Raw genomic sequence first — 15286 nt, forward strand, 5'->3', positions numbered from 1 at the left:
CGTGAATGACCAGGATCAATCGAGTCGTGTCGACGGAGCCGAGGACCTGCCGGAGCAGCTGCGGGTGCGTCGGGAGAAACGGGAACGTCTGTTTGCCGAGGGCCAGGATCCCTACCCGGTCTCGCTGCCCGTGACCCACGAGCTGTCCGAGGTGCGGGCGGCGCATTCGGAGCTGCCCGTGGACGCGTCCAGCGGACAACGGGTCGGCGTGGCGGGCCGGGTTATGTTCATGCGCAACACCGGCAAACTGTGCTTCGCCACGTTGCGGGGCGGGGACGGCAGCGAGCTGCAGGCCATGCTCAGCCGGAACGAGGTCGGCGAACAGTCCCTGTCCGAGTGGAAGTCCGACGTGGATCTGGGGGACCACGTTTTCGTCGCGGGCGAGGTCATCACCTCTCGACGCGGTGAACTCTCGGTGCTGGCGGACGAGTGGCGGATGGCGGCCAAGTCGTTGCGGCCGTTGCCCGTGGCCCACAAGGAACTCAGCGAGGAAAACCGCGTTCGGCAGCGCTACGTGGATTTGCTGGTCCGTAGCCAGGCGGCCGAAACGGTTCGCACCCGTGCCGCGACATTGCGTTCGCTGCGGGATTCGTTCGAGCGGCGCGGATATCTCGAAGTGGAGACGCCCATGTTGCAGACTTTGCAGGGTGGGGCCGCGGCCAGGCCGTTCGTGACTTACTCGAACGCCTTGGACATGGATCTCTACTTGCGCATCGCCCCGGAGCTGTTCCTCAAGCGGTGCGTCGTGGGCGGTATCGAGAAGGTCTTCGAGATCAATCGGAACTTTCGCAATGAGGGGAGTGACTCTTCCCACTCTCCCGAGTTCGCCATGCTCGAGTTCTATGAAGCTTACTCGGATTACAACGCGATGGCCGAACTCACCCGCGCGCTGATCCAGGAAGCGGCCCAGTCGCTGTTCGGCACTCAGACCGTCACTTGGGCGGACGGTTCCGAGTACGATCTTTCCGGGCAATGGGCGAACATTACGATGTACGGATCGCTTTCCGAGGCGCTCGGTTCGGAAGTAACCCCCGAAACCTCTGTCGAAACGCTCCGTAAGCATGCCGAGAGCGCCGGTTTGTCCGAGCTCGATCCGTCGTTCGGGCACGGTAAGTTGGTCGAGGAACTCTGGGAGCACATGGTCGGCAACCATCTCCACGCTCCCACATTCGTGCGGGACTTTCCGCTGGATACCGCTCCGTTGACCCGGCAACACCGACAGCATTCGGGGATGGCGGAGAAATGGGATCTCTACGTGAAGGGTTTTGAACTCGCGACCGGTTACTCCGAGCTCGTCGATCCCGTCGTCGAACGTGCGCGACTGGAAGAGCAGGCGCGGTTGGCTTCCGAGGGCGACGAGGAAGCCATGCCCGTCGACGAGGACTTTCTGCGGGCGCTGGAGTACGGAATGCCCCCCACGGGCGGCGTGGGAATGGGTATCGACCGGTTGTTGATGGCGTTGACGGGGCTGGGCATCAGGGAGACCATCCTGTTCCCGCTCGTGCGTCCGGAATGACGTGATCGCACTCCCCTGATCGATGACGGAGCGAAAATTTCTTCGGTGGGGTGAGTGCGAATCCGGCACTGCTGCGCTAACCTTGCTGGCGAGAATGAAACGGTGACGATGTATTAGTGGCTCGATGCGTGATCGGTCGCGATACGGCTTCGAGGATGATGTGGTTCGAGAGAACACCGACGATACTCGTTCGGGCTCGGATCGTCACCGTCTCGCTGTAAGGAATACCGGGGAGGACCGCGGAAGATGGCGCAGAAGGTAACTGTCCAGTTGGTGGACGACCTGGACGGTGGAGAGGCCGATGAAACGGTCGAGTTCGCCTTGGACGGCGTCTCGTACACCATCGACCTTTCCAATGACAATGCGACCGAGCTCCGGGAGGCACTGAGCGGCTTTCTGGCGAGTGCACGTCGGGCCGGGGGGCGTAAGAAGCCGGGACCGAAGGCGGGTTCCGCGCGTTCGTCGTCGGCTTCGTCCGGTGGTTCCACGAGCGCGGATCGTGAGCAGAACCAAGCGATTCGGGAATGGGCCCGCAAGCGGGGGATGAAGGTTTCGGACCGTGGTCGCATCCCCGCCGATATCGTCGCCGAGTACCACAAGGCGCACTGAAGTTCGCGACGGTCGACGTCGGCTCGGGTTCGTCCCGCCGGACACCCGTCGAACCGGAACGCGGCTAGTGCCGTGCTCCCTCGATATCCGCCCGGCCGATATCGGAGATCGATTCGGAATGCGGCGGGGGAATGTCTCGATGCTCCGGCCGCTGTTTCGGGGGTACCGGCCGCTGTCTCGGCAGCAGTGGCCAGTAGTGCTTTGTTGAGTCCGGATGTGCCCGTCGGTCGTGGCGTCCGATGGTGTTCCCGGCGCGTCGGCGCCGAAACGACCAGTCACGTCACTCGTACCGCCACGGGACTCGTACGGACGAGGACGGACGTGATGTAGGTGCCCACACGGACACCACCGGGCCGGAGTGGGGCCGGGTGCGCCCCGGGCGGACAATGTCGCATTGGACAATGTCGGAGCGCACCCCGCACACTTGGCCTGTTATCGCGCCGCGTCGACACCGAACGCGTTCGCGAGGTCGTCGAGAATCGCGTGTGCACCGTGGATTCCCACCGAAGTCATCCAGGTGATGTCGTCGACCAGGTGTTGCTTCCCGGTGAGTTTGTTCCAAAGCGGGTTTGATTCGAAGGTTTTTCTGGTCTTCGCCGCGTCGCCCGCCTCGTCGGGGTAGACGGTCACGAAGATGTGGTCGGCGTCCAGTTCCGGGATTCGCTCCTGGCTGAGATTGACCGCGATTCCGTCCCCTTCGGGCTGCCCTTCGGGGCGAGCCAGCCCGGTGTCGCGCTGCACGGTTCCGGGGAACGAGTCGGCACTGTAGAGCCGGACGGTCGGTTCGCCCGCGAAGCGCACGATCGACATCGTCGGGTTGTGCCCCACCTTCGAACGGATGCTGTCCCCGATCGTTCTCGCACGTCGTTCGTATTCGTCCAGCTTGTTTTGGGCCGATTTCTCCTCGCCCAGCGCACGACCGGTCAGCAGCAGGTTCTCCTTCCAGGTCGCCCCGGTCGTGCGGCTGAACACGGTGGGCGCGATCTCGGAGAGCTGGCCGTACATATCCTCGTGCCGGACCTTCGCGGACAGGATCAGATCGGGGTCGCGCTGGACGATCCGCTCCGGATCCGGACTGGTCAGGCTGCCCACGCGCTGTGCCTGCTCGCCGTATCGGGTGCGGTCCCGGCCGAGGTATTCGGGCAGCTTCTCGCGGCCGCCGAAGGTGGTGTAACCGACGACGTTCGTCCCCAGCGCCATCGCGGCGCTGGTGAAGGTGGCGTCCAGCGCGACCACCCGTTTCGGCGTTCCGGTGATCTCGGTTTCACCCATCGCGTGCTCGACGGTGCGGGTGTTCGTCCCCCCGCTCTGCTTCGCCGAGCCCGACTCGCCACCGCACGCCGTCAACCCGAGTACGGGCAGCGCGCCTGCGGCGGTCAACGCGGTTCGCAGCAACTCACGTCTGGTGCGTGTGACTTCCGACATCGGTTCGCCTTCCTGTTTCGGTTACTCTTAGGTGGGCCTAACCTAAGTGTGGGCAACCTAAGCGAATCGGAGCGGACAGCCAAGGGAGTGGGATTTGAGTCGCAGTTCGGCCACAGGCGACCCGTCCGGTTCGGGCCCCGCTTCTTCGGCCTCTCCCGAGCCCCACGACGAGTCCCCCGAAGGGGGCAGGCGGCCGGAAACCCTCCCCGCACCGACCGAACGCGACAGCGCACCACACCCCGAGCGGGCGCAGCGGTCCGAGCGGGCGCAGCGGTCCGACGGGACAACGAGATCCGATCGGGCAACGCGGTCCAACCGGCTGAACTCGCGACGACGCGGCCGGCTGCTGGGCCTCGGCGTACTGTGCTGTCTGCTGCTGCTCAGCTGCGCGCTGAGCGTCCTCATCGGAGCCAAGCTCATACCGCCCGGCGCGGTGGTGGACGCGCTCTTCGCGAGCTCGCGGACCGAGAACAACGTGATCATCTACGAGCTGCGCATCCCGCGCACCATCGCGGGAGTGCTCGCCGGTTCCGCGTTGGGACTGGCCGGAGCGCTCATGCAGGGCTACACCCGCAACCCCATAGCGGCCCCCAGCGTGCTCGGAATCACCCAGGGCGCGGGGCTCGCGGTGGTGCTGGCCGTGTTCACGATGGGCATCACCGGCATGCTCGGCTTCATCTGGTTCAGCTTCGCGGGAGCGCTGATCAGCGCGCTGGCGGTGTTCCTGATCGGCTCGATCGGCAAGGGAGGCGCGACACCGGTCGCGCTGGCACTGGCAGGGGCGGCGATCAGCGCACTGCTGCAGGCACTCACCTCGGCCCTGGTGCTGCTGGACCGGCAGAGCCTGGACACCTACCGGTTCTGGAAGGTCGGCTCCATCGCCGTCTCCGACATGGGGCTCATCCAACGGGTGCTGCCGTTCCTGCTGCTGGGGCTGGTGCTGGGACTCGCCAGCGCTCCCGGGCTCAACGCGCTCTCCCTCGGTGATGACATGGCCGCTGCGCTGGGGCACAACGTCGCCAGGTCCAGGGCTATCGGGATCACCGCCATCGCGGTGCTCGTCGGGAGCGCGGTGGCCATGTGCGGCCCGATCAGCTTCGTCGGCCTGATCGTTCCCCACATAGCCAGATACTTCGCGGGCCCCGACCACCGCTGGTTGCTGCCGTTCGCGGCGCTGGGGGGCTCCTGCCTGGTGCTGCTGGCCGATCTGGTCGGCCGGGTCATGGCGCGCCCCTCGGAGATCCAGGTCGGCGTGATGCTGGCGATGATCGGCGCCCCCTTCTTCATCGCTCTCGTACGACGCAGGAGGCTGATGCGGCTGTGACGGAATCGGTGCGAACCCCCGTCGGCGCCCCGGCCGCTCGGGTACGTGGCCGCGTCCCGCTGCGCGTCGGCCCCGTGTCCACGGTGCTGCGCCTCCGGCCGCTGGTGGCGCTGCTGGGCGGCCTCGCGGGGCTTCTCCTGGTGTTCGCCTGCGATCTGGCGCTCGGCGACTACCCGATCTCCCCGCTGGGGGTGTTGCGCACGCTGTTCGGCGGTGGCGACGCCGGGGAACGGCTCGTGGTGCTGCAACTGCGGTTGCCGCGTGCGCTGACCGGGCTGCTGGTCGGAGCGGCGCTCGGGCTGTCCGGCGCGATCACGCAGGCGGTGGTGCGCAATCCGCTGGCCAGCCCGGATCTGCTTGGCGTGACCACAGGTGCCGGTGCGGCCGCGACCGTCGTCATCGTCACCTCCGGCACGCTCGGCGGGATCAGCGGCGTCGTCGCGAGCCTCGGCCTGCCCCTGGTCGCGCTGGTGGGCGGCATCGCCACCGCGGTGCTGGTCGGGTTGCTGGCCTACCGGGGCGGCGTGGACTCGTTCCGGTTGGTGCTGGTCGGCATCGGCATGAACGCGCTGACGGTCAACGCGACCCTGTGGCTGCTGACCATCGGTGAGACCCAGGACGCCGGACGCGCGATGGTGTGGCTGACCGGCAGCCTCAACGCGCGCGACTGGGACAACGTGGTGCCGGTCGGGCTGGCCCTGCTGGTGCTCGTACCGTTGACCCTGCTCGGCTCGCACGCCTTGGGCGCGTTGCAGTTCGACGACGACACGGTTCGCGAGCTCGGGGTGCCCGTCAACATCGCCCGGGGCGCGCTGCTGCTCGGGGCCGCCGTGCTCGCCTCGCTGGCCACCGCGGCGGCCGGGCCGATCGCCTTCGTCGCGCTCGCCACCCCGCAGATCGCCCTCCGCACGGCAGGCACCCCGCGACCGCCACTGGTGGTGTCGATGGTGTTCGGAGCGCTTCTCGTCGTCGGTGCCGATCTCGTCTCGCGCACGCTGTTCGGTTCGCTGCAACTACCGGTCGGAATCGTCACCGCCGCGCTCGGCGCCCCGTACCTGATCTATCTGCTCGTCCACCGGTATCGGGAGGTTCAGACATGACCGCCTCGCACATCGCGCACGACACGGTCGACAGCACGGCCGCGGCCACCGGGTCCTTACCGGGGAGCGGTTCCTCCGAGGGGGCGGGGAACCGGTTGCGCGCCCGCGACCTGTCGTTGGGCTACGGCGAGCGCGTGGTCGTCGACGGGCTGGACCTGGACGTCGTCGACGGCACCGTCACAGGCGTGATCGGTCCCAACGGCTGTGGCAAGTCCACGCTGCTGCGGGCCCTGGGCAGGCTGTTGCGGCCCAAGCGCGGCAGCGTGCTGCTGGACGGCGAACCCATCCACCGGATGTCCACCAAGGAAGTCGCGCGTACGCTGGGGTTGTTGCCGCAGTCGCCGGTCGCTCCGGAAGGACTCCGCGTCGCCGACCTGGTAGCCAGAGGCAGGCATCCGCACCAGGCCTGGTACCGCCAGTGGTCCGGGGACGACGAGTCGGCCGTGGCCGAGGCGTTGTCGCTCACCGGTATCGGTGACCTCGCCGATCGGTCCGTGGACGAGCTGTCCGGTGGGCAACGGCAGCGTGCCTGGTTGTCCATGGCGCTGGCGCAGGGAACCGATCTGCTCCTGCTGGACGAACCGACCACCTACCTGGACCTGTCGCACCAGGTGGACGTGCTGGAGCTGATCGGCAGGCTGCACACCGAGAGCGGGCGCACCGTGGTGATGGTGCTGCACGACCTCAACCTGGCCGCCCGCTACGCGGACCGGCTGGTGGCGATGTCCGAGGGACGGATCGCCGCGCAGGGCCCTCCGGGAGAGGTGCTCACGGAGCGGTTGCTGCACGAGGTTTTCGATCTCCGGGCGCGGGTGATTCCGGACCCGGTTACGGGTACACCCCTGGTGGTTCCGGTGGGCGGCAGGCAGTCCCGGGGTTCGGAATCGGAGGATGCCGGTCCCGGAACCCGCGGTTCCTGACCCGCGAGCACCGTGGCTCTGCACCGAACCGGGCCTGACAGTCACCACACTGGGCCGGATGAGTGAGATTCGGTCCGTCGGAGGCGGTGTTCGCGCTCGGCGGACACTGCGAGCGACCTGGTTTTCGAATGGAATTTCGCAGCTCAACGGCCTGTTGGGCTGACTGAACGCAACGTTGTCGAGAAGTGGGCTGCGAGCCGGAACAGCCCTGAGTGCGCCGTGGCTACTAGAGTGGAGTTCAGAGTGCTGAACCCATCGCGGGCATCGGCGTGAGCAGGAGCGGTGCCCGGTACGAGACCGCCGGCGCAGCAGTCAGGGAGTGCGAATGTTCGAGAGGTTCACCGACCGCGCGAGGCGGGTGGTTGTCCTGGCCCAGGAAGAGGCCAGGATGCTCAACCACAACTACATCGGCACCGAGCACATTCTCCTGGGTCTGATCCACGAGGGTGAGGGTGTCGCCGCCAAGGCGCTGGAATCGCTGGGGATCGCCCTTGAGGGCGTGCGCCAGCAGGTCGAGGAGATCATCGGCCAGGGCCAGCAGGCGCCCAGTGGCCACATCCCCTTCACCCCGAGGGCCAAGAAGGTTCTGGAGCTGTCGCTGCGGGAGGCACTCCAACTCGGGCACAACTACATCGGCACCGAGCACATCCTGCTCGGGCTGATCCGCGAGGGCGAGGGCGTGGCCGCGCAGGTGCTGGTCAAGCTCGGCGCCGATCTCAACCGCGTCCGCCAGCAGGTGTTGCAGCTGCTGTCCGGCTACCAGGGCAAGGAACCGGCCGAGGCCGGTGGCCGCAGCGAGGGCACTCCGTCCTCCTCGCTGGTGCTGGACCAGTTCGGCCGCAACCTCACCCAGAGCGCCCGCGAGTCGAAGCTCGACCCGGTGATCGGCCGCGACACCGAGATCGAGCGCATCATGCAGGTGCTGTCCCGCCGCACCAAGAACAACCCCGTCCTCATCGGCGAGGCCGGTGTCGGCAAGACCGCCGTGGTCGAGGGGCTGGCCCAGAAGATCGTCAAGGGCGAGGTCCCGGAGACGCTGAAGGAGAAGCAGCTCTACACGCTCGACCTCGGTTCGCTGGTCGCCGGTTCCCGCTACCGTGGTGACTTCGAGGAGCGCCTGAAGAAGGTCCTCAAGGAGATCAAGACCCGCGGCGACATCATCCTGTTCATCGACGAGATCCACACGCTGGTCGGTGCGGGTGCCGCCGAGGGGGCCATCGACGCGGCGAGCATCCTCAAGCCGATGCTGGCGCGCGGTGAGCTGCAGACCATCGGTGCCACCACGCTGGAGGAGTACCGCAAGAACGTCGAGAAGGACGCGGCCCTGGAACGTCGTTTCCAGCCGATCCAGGTGGGCGAGCCCTCGCTGGACCACGCCGTGGAGATCCTCAAGGGACTGCGGGACCGCTACGAGGCGCACCACCGCGTTTCCATCACCGACTCCGCCCTGTCGGCAGCGGCCAGCCTGGCGGATCGCTACATCAACGACCGGTACCTGCCGGACAAGGCGATCGACCTGCTGGACGAGGCCGGTGCGCGGATGCGCATCCGTCGGATGACCGCACCGCCGGACCTGCGCGAGTTCGACGAGAAGATCGCCGAGGTCCGCAGGGACAAGGAGTCCTCCATCGACGGGCAGGACTTCGAGCGTGCCGCCAGGCTGCGTGACGAGGAGAAGCAGCTCATCACGCAGAAGGAGGAGCGCGAGACCCAGTGGAAGGCCGGTGATCTCGACGTCGTGGCCGAGGTCGACGACGAGCAGATCGCCGAGGTGCTGGCCAACTGGACCGGTATTCCGGTGTTCCGCCTCACCGAGGAGGAGACCTCCAGGCTGCTGCGCATGGAGGACGAGCTGCACAAGCGGATCATCGGTCAGGAGGACGCGGTCAAGGCGGTCTCCCAGGCGATCCGCCGCACCCGTGCCGGTCTGAAGGACCCGCAGCGTCCCTCCGGCTCCTTCATCTTCGCCGGTCCCTCCGGTGTCGGTAAGACCGAGCTGTCCAAGTCGCTGGCGGAGTTCCTGTTCGGCGACGACGACGCCCTGGTCCAGATCGACATGGGTGAGTACCACGACCGCTACACGGCCTCCCGGCTGTTCGGTGCCCCTCCGGGCTACGTCGGCTACGAGGAGGGCGGCCAGCTCACCGAGAAGGTCCGCCGCAAGCCGTTCTCCGTGGTGCTGTTCGACGAGATCGAGAAGGCCCACCACGAGATCTACAACACGCTGTTGCAGGTCCTGGAGGACGGCAGGCTCACGGACGGTCAGGGCCGTGTGGTCGACTTCAAGAACACGGTGCTGATCTTCACCTCCAACCTGGGCACGGCCGACATCTCCAAGGCGGTCGGTCTGGGCTTCACCGCTGGTAACGAGCAGGAGACCAACTACGAGCGGATGAAGTCCAAGGTCAACGAGGAGATGAAGAAGCACTTCCGTCCGGAGTTCCTCAACCGGATCGACGACGTGATCGTCTTCCACCAGCTGACCGAGGAAGAGATCATCCGGATGGTCGACCTGCTCATCGGCAGGGTGGAAACCGCCCTCAAGAGCAAGGACATGTCCATCGAGCTGACCTCGAAGGCCAAGAAGCTGGTGGCCAAGCGGGGCTTCGACCCGGTGCTGGGTGCCCGGCCGCTGCGCCGCACGATCCAGCACGAGATCGAGGACAAGCTTTCCGAGAAGATCCTGTTCGGCGAGGTCGAGGCGGGTCAGATCGTCATCGTCGACGTCGACGGTTGGGACGAGGAAGGCACCGAGGACCAGGCCCAGTTCACCTTCCGGGGTGAGCTCAAGCCTTCCACCGTTCCGGACACCCCGCCGGTGGACCTGGCCGGTTCCTCCGGTGGCTCGTCCTCGGAGGGCTCCGGCTCCAACCAGGACGACCAGTCCGAGGGCTCCGGCTCCTCCGAGTGATCCACCGAGTCGAAACGATCGATCCCGTCCCTCCGGGGGCGGGATCGTTTCGTCGGTCGCCCGGCACCACGACCGCCGTGGACCTCCGGAACGAGCGGTAAGGTCAGATTCGCGTGGATTCCCGGCGGAGCGGCGAGGACCGGATCCGGAGCGCGCTGCACGTTCCGGTGCTCACCGCCGCCGCCGTCTCCGTTCCCGCGGTGTTCCTCACCCGGCTCGACGGGCCGGTGTCGCTGTTCGGCAGCGTGCTCAACTGGTCGTCGATGCTGGTGCTCACCGCCGAGTCGGCGCTGCTGTTCTGGTTCAGCCGGGATCGATCCCGCTGGCTGCGGGAACACTGGTGGATGGCACTGGTGACCGTGCTGACCATCCCGGCGGTGGTGTTCGCGTTCGCCCCCGCCCAGGTGTTGCGGCTGGTCCGAGTGGTCGCCGCTGTCCAGCTCGTCCGGGTGTTCCGCCTCGTCAAGGTCGCCCGGGTGCTGCACCGCCGTGCCCGAGTGCTGGGCAGGCCGAGGTACGCCCTGCTCGGAGCGGTCCTGCTGGCCGCCGTGGTGCTGCTCGGCGTGGTGCTGGCCGACGAGGACAGCCCCACCCGACGTACGCTGGACGCGGTGTCGAGTCGCTGGGGATGGCCCGTGCTGCTCGGAGCCGTCGTGCTGTTCGCCGCCGCTGTCGGTGTACTCGTCACGTGGCTGCGACGGCGTCGCGACGAACGGTCGGAGCGCGGCCGGTGATGCGCTGTCACATCGGGGCGGCTTCGGTCCGTCGCGGCTCGCGAGGACGCGACAGGAACTGGTGAGGTGTCGTGTGCTGCTGGTGATGCTCGGCCCGTTCCGGGTGCACGACGACGGGGGAGAACCGGTCGAGCTGGGTGGTAACCGGGTACGCACCCTGCTGGCGCGGTTGGCGCTGGACCTCAACCACAGCGTTCCGGTGCGGACGCTGATCGACGATCTCTGGACCGACGCGCTTCCCGGCGATGCCACGAACGCGCTGCACACGCTGGTCGCCCGCACCAGGCGGGCACTGCGTGCCACGACCGGTCTGCGGCTGAGCTCCGAAGGGGTCGGCTACGCGCTGCGGGCTGACCCGGACCAGGTCGATCTGCACCGCTTCGAGCGGCTGGTCGCCAGTGGCCGTGGGGCGCTGCGCCGGAACCTTCCCGCGGAGGCGGTCGAGGACCTGCGAACCGCGCTGGAACTGTGGCGCGGCGATCCCTTGATCGATTTCCGCGATCTCCCGTTCGCCGAGGCCACCGTCCCCCGACTGGAACGGCTCGGGCGTGCCGCACTCACCGAGCGGATCGAGGCCGAGCTGCGACTCGGCGACCACGCCGGGCTCATCGAGGAGCTCGCGCTGCTGACCGCCAGGTATCCGCTGGACGAGAGCCTAGCCGAGCTGCGCTTCCGCGCGCTGCGCGCCGCCGGAAGGAGGGCCGAGGCCGCGAGCGCTTACGAACAGCTGCGTGACCGACTGGTCGAACATCTCGGGACCGAACCCGGTGACCGGCTACGTGAGATGCGTCTCGCTCTGCTGCGGGAGGGAAGTGACGACGCGGCCCCCACCTCCGGAACAGCGCCCAGCCCCTCCGGAACAGTGGACGCCACCGAGCGAGAACCACCGGACGACGATCCCGGCACCGGTGGCGGGACCGCTCCGAACGGCGCGGCGCTGCCGAGGCGGTTGAGCGGTTTCGTGGGGCGGGAGCCGGAACTGGAGCGGCTGGACCACGCGTTGCGTGACGCGCGCCTGGTGACGCTGTTCGGCCCCGGCGGCTCCGGCAAGACCAGACTCTCGATCGAGAGCGCCTCCCGGATCACCGCGCTTCGGGTGCTGTTCGTGGAACTCGCGCCGGTGCGCGACGACCAGGAGCTCGCCGCCGCGGTGCTGACGAGTTTGGGAGTCCGCGAGGCACCCCGACTGAATCACGGTCCTCCGGGCGATCCGCTCTCCGGGCTGGTGGAGACGCTCGGTTCCGAACCGACCCTGTTGATCCTGGACAACTGCGAGCACCTCGTCACGAAAGCCGCCGAGCTGACCGAGCGGCTGCTCACCCTCGCCGCTGAGCTGCGGATACTGGCCACCAGCAGGGAACCGCTGGCACTGCCGGGCGAGAAACTGCTCCCCGTGGGGCCGCTGGAAGTTCCCGACAACGTCGAAGCGGCCGCTGCAGGCCCCGCCGTCCGACTGTTCGTGCAGCGCGCCGCCGCCGCGCGCCACGACTTCGAACTCACCGCGGCCAACGCGGCCGACGTGATGGAGATCTGCCGTGAGCTCGACGGCATGCCACTGGCCATCGAGCTGGCCGCCGCCCGGGTCCGCTCCATGAGCCCCCGCATGCTCGCGGAACGGCTGGACGACCGGTTTCGGCTGCTCACCAGGGGAAACCGGGCCGCCATGTCGCGCCACAGCACGCTGCGAGCGGTGGTGGAGTGGAGCTGGGAGCTGCTGACCGAACCCGAGCGCACACTGGCGCGCAGGATGTCGGTGTTCGCGGGCTCCGCGCGTGCCGAATCGGTGGCCGAAGTGTGCTCCGGTGCCGGACCGGTCGCCGCGGACGTGGACGAGCTGCTCGCCGACCTGGTGGACAAGTCCCTCGTGGAGGCCGTGGACCAGGGCACGGTGATGCGCTACCGGATGCTGGAGACCGTGCGGGCCTTCTGCTCCGAGCAGCTGGCGGCCGCCGACGAGGTCGAAGCCCTGGGGCGTCGTCACGCCGAGCACTTTCTGGCCTTCGCGGAGACCGCGGCCCCCCGCATCCACTCCCGGGAACAACTGACGTGGCTGGCACGGCTGGACGTCGAGCACGACAACACCATGCGGGCGTCGCACTGGGCGTTGGAGAACTCCGACGCCGATATCGGTATCAGGCTCGCCGCCGCGCTCAACTGGTACTGGTCGATGACCATGCGCCACACCGAACTCGCCGGGCGGATGCGTGACATGGCTGCGCTGTCCGGCCAGGCACCCGCGGAGAGCCGCGCGGTGGTGGAGCTGGTCAGCAGGCTCTACGAGGACTCCTACGGCTGGTCGGAACGGCTGGGCGCGGCGGTGGAGAAGCTGCGCGACACGGGCGCGATGTCGCGGTACGTCTACCTGGGATTGCTGGAACCCATGGTCTGGTCGCTGACGGAGCGGCTGGACGAGATGGCGGACTCGTTGCGGCGCGCGGCCGAACACCCCGATCCGTGGCCCAGGGCCGCCGCGCACTACGGGTGGGCGATACTGGCCGAGCGCCGGGGCGAGACAGGTGAGGGGGAGGAGCACGCCGAGCGGGCCGTGGCCGCTTTCGAGGCGATCGGTGATCGCTGGGGGAAGGCCCAGGCCATCGGCAGCACGGCCGATTTCCACTCGCTGCGGGGCGATCACGAAAGCGCTGTCGAGCGACTCACGGAATCCGTACGTTTGCTGCGCGAGCTGCGTTCCACCACCGAACTGGTGCCACAGCTGGCCCGCATCGGAATGCACCGAGTTCGGATGGGGGACCTCTCCGGCGCACGGTCCGAGTTGGACGAGGCTTCCCGGCTGGCGGGCACCACTCCCTCCAGTCATCGCGTCGTCGTCACCTACGGGTGGATGGAACTGACCAGGGCCGAGGGCGACACCGAATCGGCTCACCGGCTGGTGCGAGACGCCGAGGCGGATCTCGTGGAACTCGGATCACCACCACATCCGATGATGCGTGATCTGCTGCTCTCGTTCCGGATCCGGTTGTCGTTGGACGAGGACGACCCGGCGGGTGCTCGTGAACTGTTCGGAAAAGCTCTGGACTCCGAAAATCCCGTGGCGGACAGACCGGTGAGCGCGGTGCTGTGCGAGCAGCTGGCCCGACTGGTGCTCGCCGAGGGAGCTCCGCGAGAAGCCGCGCGATTGCTCGGCGTGGCAGCGGCACTGCAGGGGGTGCTGGACCGGGGAGATCCCGACGTGCGCGAGATGTGCGCTCGGTTGCGCTCGGAGCTGGGAACCGAGGAGTTCGACGAGCTCTACTCGAGTCGTTTCGACTCGTCGGGCGCCGCTGCCAGAGCGGAACTTCGGCGCGTACTGGGCCGGTGAGCGGCACCGTCACGAGCCGGTCACGATCCGGACACCGGCACTCCAAGGTTTCGAAATTCGGGTGCCCGCCGAGTGGTCGCCCCGGTAGTGTCCGCGCCGTTTTGTCGTTCGGCGAGATTGGAAGTGGACGAGTGAACTGTGCCGTGTGTGGTGGGCACGTTCCTGCTGACCAGGAGTACTGCGCGGTGTGCGGTGGCAGGGCACTGCCTGCCGAGCGGTTGCGCGACCTCGGGGCCGTACCGCCTGCCGAACCCGGTATCGCCGGGGCGGCCCCACCGATCGACACGCGGCGAGCCCTGCGGCCCACACGCGGCCTGGGGATCGCCACCATCGTGCTGTTGTTGTGCTTCGCCGTGTTCCAGGCGTTGTACTTTCTCGTGCAGCTCCGACTGTTCGTGGTGTACAGCGAGGCGATGGAGCAGTCGCGCTCCTACTGGAACATGGAGTTCTTGCCGATGGAAGGGCTGGAACTGGTGGTCGGGGTGCTCAGCGCACTCGTGTTGCTGCCAGCGATGGTGCTCTTCCTGGTCTGGTTGTTCCGGGTGCGCGGCAACGCGGAAGTGCTGGACCCCGGGGTACACCGGCGGCGAAAGCCCTGGTTGATCCTCGGCTGGATCGTCCCGGTGGTCAATTTCTGGTTCCCGAAGCAGATCCTCACCGACATCTGGCGAGCGAGTCGTCCCGGCCACGAGCGGGGCGGCATGGAGTCGAGTGCCGATTACAAGGGTGGGCTGCTCTGGGCCTGGTGGCTGTTCTTTCTCGCGATGTTCTGCACGGACCGCCACGCGCGTGTGATCACTTATGCGCACATCGGGTCGAACGGAAATCCGCTCGACCTCACCGGGCGGGAAGCGCTCGCGTTCTATCAGGACCTGGCGTTGGCCGGTTTTCTCGTCGCTCCCTTACAAGTGTCAGCGGCGATACTGGCCGTACTCGTCGTGCGCCGAATCACCAACTGGCAGCACGAACTGCGTGAAGGTCGTCGTGGACAGTCCGATTCGGCGGGTGCGCTCACGCCCCGTTAGGGAGGCTCATGCGGGCGGCCCCGGTGAACTGTGGGCGTACGGCGGTTATCCGAATGGTTTTCGGGGTATTTATCGGGGCTGTCCTGGGATTTCGTTAATTAGCGGGGGGTGGGTGTGTGGGGTGGTGTGGTGGGGGTTTAGAGTGGTTGTTGTCAGCACGGCGGTGCCGGGCTGGAAATCACGAGGGTGGATGAGCTGGGACGTGGTTCTGGTTTGTTCGGTGGTTTTCGGGTTTCGGTTCGTGGTGGTGGCTGGTTGTTTGAAGAACTGCATGTGGTGCCTGGTGCTTGCTGGCTCGGGCTTGCCTTGTTGGGGTGAGTGGTGAGTTGGCGGGTGGGTGACCCCCCGGTGAGTGGGGGGTTGGTTGGGGTGCTACGGTGAATGCGGTGAACAACGGAAAAGC

General features: G+C 67.4%; 10 protein-coding genes. 9 read left to right on the plus strand and 1 reads right to left on the minus strand.

Annotated features, from left to right (window positions below; translation table 11 throughout):
* Position 1: 1 nt before the first annotated feature.
* Together lysS and BM150_RS08090 are read left to right on the plus strand one after the other, a co-directional pair.
* Positions 2-1516, plus strand: a complete 1515-nt coding sequence (gene lysS / locus BM150_RS08085; protein ID WP_092925592.1) for a lysine--tRNA ligase — start codon at positions 2-4, stop codon at positions 1514-1516.
* 246 nt (positions 1517-1762) lie between these two features.
* Entirely contained in the window at positions 1763-2125 is a 363-nt protein-coding gene (locus tag BM150_RS08090) for a histone-like nucleoid-structuring protein Lsr2 (RefSeq protein WP_092628285.1), read from the plus strand.
* 432 nt (positions 2126-2557) lie between these two features.
* Here the strand turns inward: BM150_RS08090 and BM150_RS08095 are convergent, their stop codons facing one another.
* Positions 2558-3550 carry an ABC transporter substrate-binding protein gene (locus BM150_RS08095; RefSeq protein WP_092925594.1) on the minus strand — a complete coding sequence of 331 codons (993 nt, stop codon included), beginning with the start codon at positions 3548-3550 and terminating at the stop codon, positions 2558-2560.
* Positions 3551-3644: 94 nt separating this feature from the next.
* On the opposite strand from BM150_RS08095, the gene BM150_RS08100 reads away from it, so the two are divergent.
* The 7 genes from BM150_RS08100 to BM150_RS08135 all read left to right on the plus strand — a co-directional run bounded on the left by BM150_RS08100 (position 3645) and on the right by BM150_RS08135 (position 14883).
* On the plus strand, positions 3645-4874 hold the full coding sequence (locus tag BM150_RS08100) for a FecCD family ABC transporter permease (RefSeq protein ID WP_245755356.1): 1230 nt from the start codon (positions 3645-3647) through the stop codon (positions 4872-4874).
* Positions 4871-5974, plus strand: a complete 1104-nt coding sequence (locus BM150_RS08105; protein WP_092925596.1) for a FecCD family ABC transporter permease — start codon at positions 4871-4873, stop codon at positions 5972-5974. The genes BM150_RS08100 and BM150_RS08105 overlap by 4 nt, the downstream gene beginning before the upstream one ends.
* On the plus strand, positions 5971-6894 hold the full coding sequence (locus BM150_RS08110) for an ABC transporter ATP-binding protein (RefSeq protein WP_092925598.1): 924 nt from the start codon (positions 5971-5973) through the stop codon (positions 6892-6894). The genes BM150_RS08105 and BM150_RS08110 overlap by 4 nt, the downstream gene beginning before the upstream one ends.
* Before the next feature lie 325 nt (positions 6895-7219).
* The gene (locus BM150_RS08120; RefSeq protein ID WP_092925602.1) at positions 7220-9805 is read left to right on the plus strand and encodes an ATP-dependent Clp protease ATP-binding subunit; all 2586 of its coding nucleotides are present in this window, start codon (positions 7220-7222) and stop codon (positions 9803-9805) included.
* A 113-nt stretch (positions 9806-9918) separates the two neighbouring features.
* Positions 9919-10539 (plus strand): hypothetical protein, encoded by a 621-nt coding sequence (locus BM150_RS08125; protein WP_245755357.1) that lies wholly within the window; start codon positions 9919-9921, stop codon positions 10537-10539.
* Between the two features lie 73 nt (positions 10540-10612).
* Positions 10613-13858: an AfsR/SARP family transcriptional regulator gene (locus BM150_RS08130; protein ID WP_092925606.1), complete on the plus strand. Its 3246-nt coding sequence runs from the start codon at positions 10613-10615 to the stop codon at positions 13856-13858.
* Positions 13859-13989: 131 nt separating this feature from the next.
* Positions 13990-14883: a DUF4328 domain-containing protein gene (locus tag BM150_RS08135; RefSeq protein ID WP_139219475.1), complete on the plus strand. Its 894-nt coding sequence runs from the start codon at positions 13990-13992 to the stop codon at positions 14881-14883.
* Positions 14884-15286 lie beyond the last annotated feature (403 nt).

Source organism: Actinopolyspora alba, assembly GCF_900112765.1.
GTDB classification, from domain to species: domain Bacteria; phylum Actinomycetota; class Actinomycetes; order Mycobacteriales; family Pseudonocardiaceae; genus Actinopolyspora; species Actinopolyspora alba.

What these genes read in the sequence shown, in the direction of transcription:
- BM150_RS08090 (WP_092628285.1), top strand. Translation starts at nt 1,763, where the DNA reads ATGGCGCAGAAGGTAACTGTCCAGTTGGTGGACGACCTGGACGGTGGA.
- BM150_RS08095 (WP_092925594.1), bottom strand. Translation starts at nt 3,550, where the DNA reads ATGTCGGAAGTCACACGCACCAGACGTGAGTTGCTGCGAACCGCGTTG.
- BM150_RS08110 (WP_092925598.1), top strand. Translation starts at nt 5,971, where the DNA reads ATGACCGCCTCGCACATCGCGCACGACACGGTCGACAGCACGGCCGCG.
- BM150_RS08120 (WP_092925602.1), top strand. Translation starts at nt 7,220, where the DNA reads ATGTTCGAGAGGTTCACCGACCGCGCGAGGCGGGTGGTTGTCCTGGCC.